Here is a 13,229-nt window from a genome sequence, read left to right as displayed (position 1 = left end):
TAGGCACGCACCTTGGCAGCCTTCACCGGACCGGTCCTATCGCTTAAGGCTGCCCGGTTATAACCGTTGGCTATGGTGTCGGGGCCGATCGCGAAAGCGCGCGTTCGGCCTGGCAAGAGGAGAGCAAGGCCCATTTCCGCTGATCCGCCCGCCCCCGCCGTGCCCGGCCGCTTCACGCTCGATTCCCGGGCGATCCGGGCGATCTGGGCCATCGCCCTGCCCGCGATGGTGACCAATGTCGCGACCGCGCTGATCGGCCTGGGCGACATGTGGATCGTCGGCCGGCTCGACGACGCGGCGACGCAGGGCGCGGTCGATGTCGGCGCGCGCCTGTTCGCCATGCTGTTCACGGTGATGAACTTCCTCAAGATGGGCACGACCGGCCTCGTCGCGCAGGCGGGCACGCGCAGCGGCGCGGCGGAACAGGCGGCGATCCTGCTGCGCGGGGGCACGATCGCGCTGGCGATCGCGGGGGCGCTGCTGCTGGCCAAGCCGCTGCTGATGCCGGCCCTGCTCGATGCGCTGGGCGCGCGCGGCGAGGTCCTGGCCGCGGCGCGCACATATGCCGATATCCGTTACTGGTCGGCCCCCGGCGTCATGCTCAACCTCGCGCTGATCGGCTATCTCGTCGGGCAGCGCCGGATGGGCGCGGTCCTCGCGATCGAGGTCCTCTACAACCTGCTCAACGTCGCGCTCGGGCTGTGGTTCGTGCTCGATCTCGACATGGGTATCGCCGGGGTCGGCTGGTCCAGCTTCATCGCCGAATACGCGAAGCTGGCCGTGCTCGGCATCGTTGTTTCGCGCGGCAGCCACGGGGCCGCCCTGTTCGCCGCCGCGCGCGGGAAGGCGGTGCTGCGCTGGGCCAGCCTGCGCCCTTTCCTGACGGTCAACCGCGACCTGTTCCTGCGCACCGTCGTGCTGATGATCGCGCTCGCCGCGCTCACCCGCCTGAGCGCGGAGCGCGGACCGGTCGTGCTGGCGGCCAACGGCATCCTCTACCAGATGTTCGTCTTCACCGCGCTCCTGCTCGACGGGTTCGAGAACGCGGCCCAGGTCCTGAACGGAGAGCGCCGCGGGGCCGACGACCGCGCCGGGTTCACCGCCTATATCCGCGCGATCCTGGTCCGCGGGATGGGCGCGGCGGCGCTGGTCGCGCTCGGTTTCGCGCTGCTGGCGGACCCGGTCCTGGCCAGTTTCGCCGCGACCCCCGCGGTCGCCCGCGCGGCGCAGGAACAGGCGATCTGGCTGGTCCTGATCCCCTTCGCCGGGGTCGCCGGGTTCGTGTTCGACGGGATCTTCGTCGGCGCGAGCTGGACGCGCGCGCTGCTCCTCTCGATGCTGGGGGCGAGCGCGGTCTATGTCCTGGCGCTGTGGCTCGCCTGGCCGCAGGGCAACTGGGGCCTGTGGCTCGCCTTCACGCTGTTCCTCGCCGCGCGCGCCGCGTTCCAGGCCGCCATGCTGCCCGCGCTGATGCGGCGCGGGTTCGCCGGCCCGGCCTAGCGCGTCCCGGCCCGGCGGGGCCGCGTCCACGTGCAGCTTGCCCGCGCGCGCCGCAGGCCCTATCTGGCCGCCAATTCCGAAACACCCGCGATCATTTCCCGAAGGACGACTGATGGCCGCCCAATACGCATTCGTCATGAAGAACATGACCAAGACTTTCCCCGGTGCGTCCAAGCCGGTGCTGTCGAACATCAACCTGCAGTTCTACCAGGGTGCGAAGATCGGCATCGTCGGCCCGAACGGCGTGGGCAAGTCCACCCTGATGAAGATCATGGCCGGGATCGATACCGATTTCAGCGGCGAGGCCTGGCCGGGCGAGAACATCACCGTCGGCTACCTGCCGCAGGAACCGCAGCTCGACGAAAGCAAGACCGTGCTGGAAAACGTGCGCGACGGCGCGCGCGAGGTGGCCGACATGGTCGAACGCTTCAACGCGATCAGCGCCGAGATGGGCGATCCGAAGGACGATACCGATTTCGACGCGCTGATGGAGGAGATGGGCACCCTCCAGGAAAAGATCGACGCGGTCGACGGCTGGACGCTCGACAACCAGCTGGAAATCGCGATGGAGGCGCTGCGCTGCCCGCCGGGCGACTGGCCGGTGACCGATCTTTCTGGCGGCGAGAAGCGCCGCGTCGCGCTGACCCGCCTGCTGATCCAGAAGCCGTCGATCCTGCTGCTGGACGAGCCGACCAACCACCTCGATGCCGAAAGCGTCGAATGGCTGGAAAACCACCTGAAGGAATATGCCGGCGCGGTGCTGATGATCACCCACGACCGCTATTTCCTCGACAACGTCGTGGGCTGGATCCTCGAGCTCGATCGCGGGTCCTACTATCCCTACGAAGGCAATTACTCCACGTACCTGGAGAAGAAGGCCAAGCGGCTCGAACAGGAAAGCCGCGAGGAATCGGGCCGCCAGAAGGCGCTCAGCCGCGAGCTGGAATGGATCAGGCAGACGCCCAGCGCGCGCCAGACCAAGTCCAAGGCGCGTATCCGCAAGTTCGAGCAGCTGCAGGACGCGCAGCAGGACCGCAAGCCGGGCAAGGCGCAGATCGTCATCCAGGTGCCCGAACGGCTCGGCGGCAAGGTGATCGAGGCGAAGAACATCTCGAAGGCCTATGGCGACAAGCTGCTGTTCGAGGATCTCAGCTTCACCCTCCCCCCGGGCGGGATCGTCGGCGTGATCGGCCCCAACGGCGCCGGCAAGTCCACCCTGTTCCGCATCCTCACCGGCCAGGAAACGCCCGACAGTGGCACGATCGAGGTCGGCGACACCGTGCGCCTGGGCTACGTGGACCAGAGCCGCGACGACCTGAACGCGAAGAACAACGTGTGGGAAGAGATTTCCGACGGCCTCGACTACATGAAGGTCAACGGCCACGACATGAGCACGCGGGCCTATGTCGGCGCGTTCAACTTCAAGGGGCAGGACCAGCAGAAGAACGTCGGCAAGCTCTCGGGCGGCGAACGCAACCGCGTGCACATGGCCAAGATGCTCAAGCAGGGCGGCAACGTGCTGCTGCTCGACGAACCGACCAACGACCTCGATGTCGAAACGCTGGGCGCGCTGGAAGAGGCGATCGAGAACTTCGCCGGCTGCGCCGTGGTCATCTCGCACGACCGCTTCTTCCTCGACCGGCTGGCGACCCATATCCTTGCGTTCGAGGGCAACAGCCACGTCGAATGGTTCGAAGGCAACTTCGAAGCTTACGAGGAAGACAAGCGCCGCCGCCTCGGCGATGCGGCGGACCGGCCGACCCGGCTCGCGTACAAGAAGCTGACGCGCTGAGCCGCGCGCCCGCCCGCCCGGCGCATGCCGCGGGGCGGGCGGGGCCGCGAGGCGCGCCGGAAAGGACAGGCCCGCCGATGATCGCCCGCCATCTCGTCGTCCACGGCAAGGTTCAGGGCGTGTTCTACCGCGACTGGACGGTGGCCACGGCCCGCGCGCTGGGCCTGGCGGGCTGGGTCCGCAACCTGGCCGACGGCACGGTCGAGGCGCACCTGCAGGGCCCGGCCGAGGCGGTCGAACGGATGATCGCGCAAATGCACGACGGGCCGCCGCGCGCCCGGGTGGAGCGGATCGCCGCGACCGCGGCGGAGCCGGCGACGATCGAGGGCTTCGAACGCCGCTAGAAAAAAGCGTTTTCCTACAGTGCGCCGGCCGGTCTAGCCTCGCTGGCCATGCCTGCACTGCACTTGCCCCCTTCCCCTTCCCCTTCCCGCTTTCAGCGGCAGCCGTCCGCCCCGCGACGGGCCATCGCGGCCGCCTCGCGCGCCGGCGAGCGGGCGGGCGAGCGGGCGGGCGGGTTTTTATCGCCTGGACAGTGTAACAGGCGGTCCATGTGTTGCTGGCGCGCGACGAACCGAGCGCTGGCGTTCATGCGACGCGGGCCGAACATGAACAGCAGCCTAAACGTCCGGTTCAGTCGGGGGTCATTCGCGGGTGCCTATACCCGGCCCATTGCACATGGAGGGGCCGCGAGTTGGTGGGCGCGGCGTTCTCGACCAAACGGAGAGCCGCAGACATGACATTCGGACAATTCCTGAAGGGAAGCGCCCTGACCGGCCTGGCCGGCGCGCTCGCGCTGACCGCGCTTCCCGCCCAGACCCACGCCGCGGAATCCGCGCAGCAGCGCGCCCAGGAGCGCGAATCGCGCGTGCCGTGGAACCGCGACCGTTCGCGCGCCCGGTCCGAGCGTTCCGAACGCCGGCGCGAAGTGCGCCAGGAACGTTCGCGGGAACGCTCGAGCCCGTCGCGCGCGGTTGCCCCGTGGAACCGCGATCGCTCGCGCGCCGACGACCGGCGCGAGAACCGGCGCGAGCGCAACCAGGAACGGCGCGAGAACCGGCGCGAACGTAACCAGGAGCGGCGCGAGAACCGGCGTGAACGCAATCGCGAGCGGCGCGAGTACCGGCGTGACCGTAACGAGAACCGGCGCGACTATCGCCGCGACCGGCGCGACTATCGCCGCGACCGGTGGGAAGATCGCCGCGACCGGCGCGACTACCGCCGCGACCGGTGGGAAGATCGCCGCGACTATCGCAACCATCGCGCGTGGAACCGCGCCTGGCGCAAGAACAACCGGTACAACTGGCATCGCTATCGCGCGGCCAACCGGCATCTCTATCGCCCCGGCCGCTACTACGCGCCCTATCGCAACTATCGCTACAACCGGGTGAACATCGGCATCCGGCTGGGCAGCATGTTCTACGGCAGCCGCTACTGGATCAACGATCCGTGGCACTATCGCCTGCCGCCGGTCTACGGCCCCTATCGCTGGGTCCGCTACTACGACGACGTGCTGCTGGTGAACGTGCACACCGGCCAGGTCGTGGACGTGATCTACGACTTCTTCTGGTGATCGGGGGCGCCGACGGCGCCCTCCCCCGCCGCCGGGGTCTCTCAGCCCGGCGGCCCTTTGCGGGCCCCCGCCATCGCACTGGCGGGGGCTTTCGCATGGGCGATCAGGCCTTCGGCCGGCCGAACGGCAACATGCGGAACAGGTTGCCGTCGCGATCGACCAGCGTGTGCTTCAGCGTGCCCAGGACGTGGATCGCGGTCACCACCAGCAGCGCGACCCCGGCCGCGGCGTGCAGTTCGAAGATCCGCCCCGCCCCTTCCGGGTCCGACGCGACCGGCAGCGCCGGCAGCGAGACGACGCCGAAGACATCGACCCCGTTGCCGTACTTCGACATCGCGTACCACCCGGCCAGCGGCATCGCGATCAGCAGGACGTAGAACAGCGTGTGCGTCGCCCTGGCCAGCCAGCGTTCCCAGCCGGCGAGATGGCTCGCCAGCGGGGGATTGGGCTGGACCAGCCGCCAAGCCAGCCGCGCGAGCGCGAGCAGCAGGACGACGACGCCGAGCGAGAAATGGTTGCCCATGATCTCGCGCCCGGCCGCCTCCGACGCGGCGTTCTCGCCCGCCACGGCCAACCGCCACTGGGCGAGCACGCCGATCGCCAGGAGCCAGTGCAGCGCCATGGCCACTTTCGGATATCGATGTGCGGGGGTATCGTTCACGACGTCTCTCCTCCCATATCGTGCGCGGGGCCGCCGCCCCGGCTGCCCCCTTGAAGCACACTCCGGCGCTGATAGGAAAGCGTGCGATGACCAAGACCGCCACGATTCCCGACAAGGACGCGCTCAAGCGCGTCGGCGCCTCCGTCCGCAAGCGGCTCGAAGCCGATCCGCAGGCTTACAAGGTGCCGACCGACAAGGCGGAGATCTACGCTTTCGGCCAGTTCCTCAGCCCGGCCGAGTGCCAGCGGCTGATCATGATGATCGATGCCGTCGCCCAGCCCAGCACGCTCTACGACACCGACTACGCGACCGGGTTCCGCACGTCCTATTCGGGCAACCTCGACCCGCGCGACCCCTTCGTCGCCGGGATATCGCGGCGGATCGACGACGCGCTGGGCCTGAAGGCCGAAATCGGCGAGGCGATCCAGGGCCAGCGCTACATGCCGGGCCAGCAGTTCAAGCCGCACAACGACTGGTTCTACACGACCGAGGAATACTGGAAGGCGGAGCGCAAGCGCGGCGGCCAGAGGTCGTGGACCGCGATGGCCTTCCTCAACGCGGTCGAAGCCGGGGGCGAGACGCACTTCACCGAAGTCGGGATCAAGATCCCGCCCAAGCCCGGCGTCCTGCTGACCTGGAACAACGCCCTGCCCGACGGCTCGCCGAACGAGGACACGCTCCACGCCGGCACCCCGGTCGAACGCGGGGTGAAATACGTCATCACCAAGTGGTATCGCACGCGCAAGTGGGGCTGATGCCCCGGCGGATCACGCAGGCGATCAGGCGCGGGCGAGCGCCTCGGCGATCAGCCTGCGCGTGTCGGCAATGCCGTAAAGCGCGATGAAGCTGCCCATCCGCGGCCCCTGGCTTGACCCGAGGAGCGTCTCGTAGAGCGCGCGGAACCAGTCGCGCAGGCTCTCGAACCCGAATTCCTCCTGCTTGCCGATCTCGTAGACGATCGTCTGCAGTTCCTCCGCCGGGGCATCGGCGGCGACCATTTCCAGCGCCATGTCCAGCGTCTTCAGCGCCGCCGCTTCCTCCGCCGTCGGCGCGCGCCGCTCCAGCGTGGGGGCGATGAAATCGCGGTTGTAGGCGAGCGCCGCGTCGACCAGCCGGTCGAGCTCCGGGTGGCGCGCCGGGTCGGGATCGTCGATGTAGTTGCCGAGGTAGGACCAGACCTGCTCGCGCGTCGCCCCGGCGCCGAGCACGCCGACCAGGTTCAGCAGGAGGCCATAAGTGACCGGCAGGCTCTCGCCCGCGCCGGGCGCCTCGGCCCCGTCGAACCCGCCGTTCGCGCGCAGGAGATGCCAGGCCGGGTTGCCGAGCTGCTTGTCGAGCGATTGTTCGGCAATGCGCTGACGGAACTGCCAGTAATCGTCCACCGCGCGCGGGATCACCCCGACGTGCAGCTGCTTGGCGCTCTTCGGATTGGGGAAGATATAGAAGCCGAGGCTCTCCTCGCTGCCGTAGGTCAGCCATTCCTCGATCGTCAGGCCGTTGCCCTTCGACTTGGAGATCTTCTCCCCTTTCTCGTCGAGGAAGAGCTCGTAGATCAGGCCTTCGGGCTTGCGCCCGCCGAGCACCTTGACGATCTTGCCCGACTGGATGCCGCTGTCGGTCAGGTCCTTGCCGTACATCTCGTAATCGACGCCCAGCGCGTACCAGCGCATGGCCCAGTCGACCTTCCACTGCAGCTTGGCCATCCCGCCCAGCGCGGACTGTTCCACGGTCTTGCCGTCTTCGTCCTCGAAGCGGACGATCCCGGCCTCGGCATCGACGACCTCCACCGGCACCTGCAGCACCGCGCCGGTCGAGGGGCTGACCGGAAGCACCGGCGAATAGGTCCGGCGGCGTTCCTCGCGCAGGGTCGGCAGCATGATGTCGAGGATCGCCCGGTTGCAGCGCAGCACCTGGCGCAGCGCGTCGTCGAAAGCGCCGTCGTCGTATCGCTGGCTGGCGGAGACGAACTCGTAATCGAAGCCGAAGCGGTCGAGAAACTCGCGCAACCTGGCGTTGTTATGGTGCGCGAAGCTGGCAAAACCGGCCCCGAACGGGTCGGGAATGCGCGACAGCGGCTTGCCGATATGACCGGCCAGCATCTCGCGGTTGGGGACGTTGTCGGGCACCTTGCGCAGGCCGTCCATGTCATCGCTGAAGGCGACGAGGCGCGTCTTGCCGTCTTCGGGCCGCGCGCCGATCAGCGCCTCGTAGGCGCGGCGGACCAGCGTCGTGCGCAGGACCTCCTGGAACGTGCCTATATGCGGCAGGCCGGAAGGGCCATAACCGGTTTCGAACAGCACCGGCTCGCCGCCCGGCTTGCCGTCGGGATAGCGCTTGAGCAGCTTCTGCGCCTCCTGGAACGGCCAGGCCTTGGACACGCGGGCGGCTTCGATCAGGGTCTGTTCGGTCATGGCGGCAGCCTCTTGCCCAAGCGGCCCCTTGTTGCAAGTGCGAAGGCGGCGCGCGGGCCGATGCGAGAGAAGGGACGCCCCTGTCGGAACGCCCCTTCCCTGCGACCCTCTTGGTCGGAACCCGGGTCAGGCGCGGTGTGGCCCTTCCGGCGTCGTTCCGGCAGCCCGCGACGCGGGGTCGCGCGGCTGCGAGGGGGAGGCGATCGGCCCGGTGCTCGCCAGCGAGGCACCGACGGGGCGCGCACGGCGGCGGAACCAGGCGAAAGCGGCGAGCCCCAGCGCCAGCGGGATCAGCCCGGCGAGACCCAGCGCGACGATCGCGAGCCAGCTCGTGCCGTTCTGCGCGGGCTCCACCGGCGTGGCAGCGGGCGAGGCGGTGGCCGTCGGCGGGGTGCTGTCCGGCGTGGGCAGGATCGCGGTATCGCCCGGCGCCGGGGCAGCGGGCCCCACGGACTGCGCCGCCGCGACCCGGAGGCCGGGTTCGATCGCGGGGCCGGCCGCGGTGCCCGTCCCTTCCGATGCCGCGACACGGGCCCGCGCGCCTTCGCTCGCTTCCGGGAGGTCCGCCGAGGCCCGGGCGTCCGGGTCGATGCCGTGTGCGGGCAATTCGAGCAGGAACGGCGGGTGCTGCGCCTCGGCCGCGTCGAGCGGCAGCGGCGTCGCCGGCACCGGGGCGGAAGCGGCCGGCGGGGCCACCGGCATCTGCAACACGATCGTGTCGGCTTGCGCGGCCGGTGCATCGGGCTGGGCCAGCGCGGGCGAGGCGAAGGCGGCGGCCGTCAGCGCCGCTGCACGCGCGACCTGCGGAAGGTATGGGGCCGGTCTGGTCATCTCGCGGCATAAACGCGCCAGCGAGGCCGGGCGTTCCCGGCCCGATCGGGCGGGCCAGGGCACCGGGCCTTGGTTTTCAAGGGTTTCGCGCCCGGGCCAGCGCCGGGCCGTGCGGTGGCAGCGCCGCCCCGCGCGCCGGCCGCGATCGGGCGCTCCTGCGATGTTTACATTCCGTTCCCCCTGCCGCATCGTCGCGCCATGCCCCCGCAACTGACGCTTCCCGCGCTCCACGCGAGCCACGCCGGCACCTGGCTGCGCGAGCCCGAGGGGCCCACGCGCGGCTGTTCCAAGGGAGAAGCGATCATGGCCGCGGCAGATACGCCGGTGCTGATCGTCAATGCCCCGCTCGTCGCGACGCGGCTGGGCTATCCCGATCTCTCCGGGCTCGACCTGCTGGAGCTGTTCGCATTCGTCCATCCCGCGCGTTTCTGCGTGCCGACGCCCAGGGGCCTGGCCCACGCGCTCGACCTGGAGGTGCCCGAAACTGACGACGACGTGCCCGGCTTGCTACAACGCGCCGCCGGCGTCCTGCTCGCGCGGTGCGGGGCCGACGACTGGGCCGAGCGCGAGGGGGCCTGGTCGTCGCTGCAATCGCTCGTGCGGCTTCGCTGGCCCTGGGCGCAAGTGCTGGCAGCCCACGTCGCGCGTCCCGAACGGGCGGAGAAATGGCTCTTCTCCCGCCTGCCCGAATGGGAGGAGGCGCCCGACCGCCCGGCGCCCGGCCAGGTCCTGATCGAGGAAGCCGAGATCGAAGGTCAGCTGGCGCACCTGACCGGCAGCGGAGCCGAGCGGCGCGAGGGGCAGCACCGCTACGCGCGCGACGTGGGCAAGGTCTTCGCCCCGCGCGCCGGGCGCGGTGCGCCGCATGTCCTGCTGGCGCAGGCCGGCACCGGGATCGGCAAGACGCTGGGTTATCTCGCCCCGGCCTCGCTCTGGGCCGCGGCGGCGGGTGGCACGGTCTGGGTCTCGACTTACACCAAGAACCTCCAGCGCCAGCTGCGCGGTGAGAGCCGACGGGCCTGGCCCGAGCGCCGGGCGGACGGAACGCAACCGGTCGTCGTGCGCAAGGGGCGCGAGAACTATCTCTGCCTGCTCAACCTCGAGGACGCGCTGCAAGGCGGGTTCGCCGGGCGCGCCGCGATCCTGGCCCACCTGGTCGCCCGCTGGGCCGCCTATAGCCGGGACGGCGACATGATCGGCGGCGACCTGCCCGGCTGGCTGGGCACGCTGTTCCGCAAGCGGGGCATCGCCGCGCTCACCGACCAGCGGGGCGAATGCGTCTATGCCGGCTGTCCGCACTACCGGAAATGCTTCATCGAGCGCGCGGCGCGCGCCTCGGCCCGGGCCGACCTGGTGATTGCCAACCATGCCCTGGTGATGATCAACGCCGCGCGCGCCGGGTTCGGCAGCGGGCGCGACCAGGGACAGCGCCCGACGCGGATCGTGTTCGACGAGGGGCACCATGTCTTCGATGCGGCCGACAGCACCTTTGCCGCCGCCCTGACCGGGCAGGAAACGATCGAGCTGCGCCGCTGGATCGTCGGGCCGGAACGCAAGAACCGCGGCCGCCGGCGCGGGCTGGCCGCGCGGCTGGCGGATGTCGCCAGCTACGACGAGGCCGGGGGCGAGGCGATCGAGGCCGCGCTGGAGGCGGCCCGCGCGCTGCCCGCCGACGGCTGGCTGCAACGGCTGCAGGAGGGCGAGCCGCTGGGCGCGCTCGAGCGGCTTCTCGCCGCGGTGCGCGGCTGCGTCTATGCCCGCGACGAAAGCGGCGGGCAGGAAGCCGGCTATGGCATCGAGACCGAGGCCGCCGGGCTGCCGGGCAACGTGATCGAGGCCGCGCAGGATGCGCGCGCCGCCCTCGCCGCGATCCGCCACCCCCTCGCCCGCCTGGGCGCGCGGCTGGAGGCGATCGTCGAGGACGCGCCCGACTGGCTGGACGGCCAGGGCCGCGCCCGGATCGAGGGCGCGCGGCACTCGCTCGCCTGGCGGATCGACCTGGTCCTGGCGTGGGAGGCGCTGCTCGACCGGCTGGGCGGGCCCGCCGATCCCGAGTTCGTGGACTGGCTCGCGGTCGATCGCAGCCCGAACGATGCGGGCGCGCGCGAGTTCGACGTCGGCATCCACCGCCGCTGGCTCGACCCGATGAAGCCTTTCGCCCGCGTCGTGCTGGAGCCTGCGCACGGCGTCATGCTGACCAGCGCGACCTTGCGCGACGGCGAGGACTGGGAAAGCGCGATCGAACGCTCGGGCGCGCGCCATATCGAGATCGAGCCGATGCGCAGCCACGCGGAAAGCCCGTTCGACTATGCCGCGCGCGCCGAAGTCCTGATCGTCACCGACGTGCGGCGCGGGGACATGCCGGGCCTCGCCGGGGCCTATGCCCGGCTGATAGAGGCCGCGGGCGGCGGCGTCCTTGGCCTGTTCACCGCGGTTCGCCGCCTGCGCGCGGTGCACGGGCGAATCGCCGACCGCCTCGCCCGGGCGGGCCTGCCGCTCTATGCCCAGCACGTGGACCCGATCGACACCGGCACGCTGGTGGACATCTTCCGCGACGATCCCGCCACCAGCCTGCTGGGGACCGACGCCCTGCGCGACGGGGTGGACGTGCCCGGGCGTTCTCTGCGCTGCGTGGTGATGGAACAGGTGCCCTGGCCCCGCCCCGACATCCTGCACCGCGCGCGCCGCGCGGCCCACGGCGGCTCCGCCTACGACGACCGGATCATCAGGGCGCGGCTGGCCCAGGCCTTCGGCCGCCTGATTCGCTCGCGCGACGACAGCGGCCACTTCGTCGTCCTCTCGCCCGCCTTCCCCAGCCGGCTGCTCTCCGCCTTCCCCGCGGGAACGCCTGTCATCAGGCTGACGCTGGCGGAAGCTTTACAACGCGTGGCCGCGGGTGTTTCAGGGGCCGGGGCAGACAGCCAAGCAGAGGATCGCCAGCCGTCGTGAAAATCCTGGGATTGTTGCGCCATGCCAAGTCGGACTGGGACGACGTGGGCAAACGCGATTTCGACCGCGGGCTCAACGAACGCGGCCGCAAGGGCGCGCGGCTGATCGGCCGCCATATCGCCGCGCGCTGGCCGGAGTGGGACGCGCTGATCGCCAGCCCGGCGGAACGCGTCCGCCGCACGCTGGAAGCCGCGCTGCCCGCGATCGAGCCTGCATTCGACCAGCGCCTCTACCTCGCCGGCGGCGACACGATCCTCGACGTCGTGCGGGAAAAGGCGGGCGATGCGGACCGGGTCCTCGTCACCGGACACAACCCGGGCCTGCAGGAAATGCTGTTCGCGCTCGTCCCCCCTTCCGCCGAAGACCGCCTGTTCGACGAGGCGGCCGTGAAGTATCCGACGGCCGCCTTCGCCGTGCTCGAACTCGATATCGACGACTGGGCCGACCTGAAGGCCGATTGCGGCCGGCTGGTCCACTTCGTCCGCCCGCGCGATCTCGACCCGGCGCTGGGCCCGGAGGACTGACCCGGCCGCTCAGCCGCAGGACTGCTCCGGCTGCGCGCCGCGGCGATAGGCGCTCGGCGTACAGCCCATCGTGCGGCGGAAGGCCGCGCTGAAGGCCCCTTCGGAAGCATAGCCTGCCGCGTAGCCGATCGTCGCCACGCTATCCCCGCTGCGCCGCAAGCGGTCCGCGGCAAGCTGCATCCGCCAGCGAGCGAGGTAATCGAACGGCGTGCGGCCGACGACGCGGCGGAACCGCTCTGCAAAACTGGTCCGCGACATGCCGGCGGCCGCGGCCAGCTCGGCCAGGGTCCAGCGCCGCGCCGGCTCGCCGTGGATGGCGCGCAGCGCGCGGCCGAGGCGCGGGTCGGCAAGGGCCGCGAGCCAGCCCGATCCCCGCCCCCCGGACAGCCACAAGCGCAAGACCTGGAGCAGCATGATCTGCGCCAGGTGATCGCCCATCAGCCTGCTGCCGGGCGCGCCCTCGGCCAGTTCGGTGGCCAGCTGGGCCAGCGACCAGCGCAGCACGGCCGCCTGGTCGCTCGCCCGGCTGACATGGACGATCGCCGGAAGTTCGCCGAACAGCAGGCCGGCGTGATCGCCGTCGAAAGCGAAGCGCCCGCCGACGAGGAAGAAGTCCTGCCCGCCCTGGAAGGTGGCGATGCCGTCGCTGGCACGGTCGTAGATCCGGGCCGAATCGACCTCGGGCAGCGAGAGGTCCGTCGCCATGCGGAACGGCCTCCCGCGCGTCAGCAGGAAGCAATCCCCGGCCGCGATCCGCCGCGATTCGGCGCCGTCCACCGATACCCAGCAGGCCCCGTGGATCACGGCGTTGAACTTCACCCCTTCATGCCCCGGGAACCGGATCGCCCAGTCCCCGCCCGCGCGCAGGCCGGCGCTGACCGCCGTCCGCGGCCGCAGGAGGGAAAGGATATCCGATAGAGGGTCCAGGGGGTGTTCCGAATGCTCGCGAAAGATTCGCGGACCATAGCGCATGGATCGTCCGTGTGCC

The 13,229-nt window shown here is 70.5% G+C and carries 11 protein-coding genes; 7 read left to right on the top strand and 4 right to left on the bottom strand.

The genetic code is table 11. The features are described 5' to 3' along the window. Positions 1 to 159 precede the first annotated feature (159 nt). The 4 genes from T8T98_RS05750 to T8T98_RS05735 all read left to right on the top strand — a co-directional run bounded on the left by T8T98_RS05750 (position 160) and on the right by T8T98_RS05735 (position 4,865). Complete coding sequence (locus T8T98_RS05750; RefSeq protein WP_251105797.1) at positions 160 to 1,500, top strand: MATE family efflux transporter; 1,341 nt, start codon at positions 160 to 162, stop codon at positions 1,498 to 1,500. A gap of 112 nt (positions 1,501 to 1,612) precedes the next feature. Then, the gene (gene ettA, locus T8T98_RS05745; RefSeq protein WP_322295866.1) at positions 1,613 to 3,292 is read left to right on the top strand and encodes an energy-dependent translational throttle protein EttA; all 1,680 of its coding nucleotides are present in this window, start codon (positions 1,613 to 1,615) and stop codon (positions 3,290 to 3,292) included. A gap of 77 nt (positions 3,293 to 3,369) precedes the next feature. Continuing rightward, positions 3,370 to 3,636 carry an acylphosphatase gene (locus T8T98_RS05740; protein ID WP_160732693.1) on the top strand — a complete coding sequence of 89 codons (267 nt, stop codon included), beginning with the start codon at positions 3,370 to 3,372 and terminating at the stop codon, positions 3,634 to 3,636. A gap of 392 nt (positions 3,637 to 4,028) precedes the next feature. Next, the gene (locus T8T98_RS05735) at positions 4,029 to 4,865 is read left to right on the top strand and encodes an RcnB family protein (RefSeq protein ID WP_251105798.1); all 837 of its coding nucleotides are present in this window, start codon (positions 4,029 to 4,031) and stop codon (positions 4,863 to 4,865) included. A gap of 103 nt (positions 4,866 to 4,968) precedes the next feature. Here T8T98_RS05735 and T8T98_RS05730 read toward each other — a convergent pair whose 3' ends face one another. After that, positions 4,969 to 5,526, bottom strand: a complete 558-nt coding sequence (locus T8T98_RS05730) for a cytochrome b (protein ID WP_251105799.1) — start codon at positions 5,524 to 5,526, stop codon at positions 4,969 to 4,971. Positions 5,527 to 5,612: 86 nt separating this feature from the next. Here T8T98_RS05730 and T8T98_RS05725 point away from each other — a divergent pair, with 86 nt between their 5' ends. Further along, positions 5,613 to 6,281, top strand: a complete 669-nt coding sequence (locus T8T98_RS05725; RefSeq protein WP_160732691.1) for a prolyl hydroxylase family protein — start codon at positions 5,613 to 5,615, stop codon at positions 6,279 to 6,281. Between the two features lie 24 nt (positions 6,282 to 6,305). Here T8T98_RS05725 and T8T98_RS05720 read toward each other — a convergent pair whose 3' ends face one another. Further along, positions 6,306 to 7,937 (bottom strand): lysine--tRNA ligase, encoded by a 1,632-nt coding sequence (locus T8T98_RS05720; protein ID WP_251105800.1) that lies wholly within the window; start codon positions 7,935 to 7,937, stop codon positions 6,306 to 6,308. 126 nt (positions 7,938 to 8,063) lie between these two features. Next, the gene (locus T8T98_RS05715; protein ID WP_251105801.1) at positions 8,064 to 8,768 is read right to left on the bottom strand and encodes a hypothetical protein; all 705 of its coding nucleotides are present in this window, start codon (positions 8,766 to 8,768) and stop codon (positions 8,064 to 8,066) included. Positions 8,769 to 8,966: 198 nt separating this feature from the next. Between T8T98_RS05715 and T8T98_RS05710 the strand changes: the two genes are divergently transcribed. Then, a complete protein-coding gene (locus T8T98_RS05710; RefSeq protein ID WP_251105802.1) occupies positions 8,967 to 11,717 on the top strand; it encodes an ATP-dependent DNA helicase in 2,751 nt (916 codons plus the stop codon). After that, a complete protein-coding gene (locus T8T98_RS05705) occupies positions 11,714 to 12,241 on the top strand; it encodes a SixA phosphatase family protein (RefSeq protein WP_251105803.1) in 528 nt (175 codons plus the stop codon). The genes T8T98_RS05710 and T8T98_RS05705 overlap by 4 nt, the downstream gene beginning before the upstream one ends. 9 nt (positions 12,242 to 12,250) lie before the next feature. Here T8T98_RS05705 and T8T98_RS05700 read toward each other — a convergent pair whose 3' ends face one another. After that, positions 12,251 to 13,213 (bottom strand): AraC family transcriptional regulator, encoded by a 963-nt coding sequence (locus T8T98_RS05700; protein WP_251105804.1) that lies wholly within the window; start codon positions 13,211 to 13,213, stop codon positions 12,251 to 12,253. Between the last annotated feature and the right edge of the window lie 16 nt (positions 13,214 to 13,229).

It is taken from the genome of Pelagerythrobacter marinus (genome assembly GCF_034375205.1).
GTDB lineage: Bacteria > Pseudomonadota > Alphaproteobacteria > Sphingomonadales > Sphingomonadaceae > Pelagerythrobacter > Pelagerythrobacter marinus.
The sequence above is the reverse complement of the archived record's forward strand: the minus strand, read 5'-3'. Positions and strand labels throughout refer to the sequence as shown.

Bases quoted from the DNA above. Each gene is read 5' to 3' on its own strand.
- T8T98_RS05715 (WP_251105801.1), bottom strand. From the start codon at position 8,768: ATGACCAGACCGGCCCCATACCTTCCGCAGGTCGCGCGTGCAGCGGCG.
- T8T98_RS05710 (WP_251105802.1), top strand. From the start codon at position 8,967: ATGCCCCCGCAACTGACGCTTCCCGCGCTCCACGCGAGCCACGCCGGC.
- T8T98_RS05735 (WP_251105798.1), top strand. From the start codon at position 4,029: ATGACATTCGGACAATTCCTGAAGGGAAGCGCCCTGACCGGCCTGGCC.
- T8T98_RS05725 (WP_160732691.1), top strand. From the start codon at position 5,613: ATGACCAAGACCGCCACGATTCCCGACAAGGACGCGCTCAAGCGCGTC.
- T8T98_RS05740 (WP_160732693.1), top strand. From the start codon at position 3,370: ATGATCGCCCGCCATCTCGTCGTCCACGGCAAGGTTCAGGGCGTGTTC.
- ettA (WP_322295866.1), top strand. From the start codon at position 1,613: ATGGCCGCCCAATACGCATTCGTCATGAAGAACATGACCAAGACTTTC.
- T8T98_RS05700 (WP_251105804.1), bottom strand. From the start codon at position 13,213: ATGCGCTATGGTCCGCGAATCTTTCGCGAGCATTCGGAACACCCCCTG.
- T8T98_RS05720 (WP_251105800.1), bottom strand. From the start codon at position 7,937: ATGACCGAACAGACCCTGATCGAAGCCGCCCGCGTGTCCAAGGCCTGG.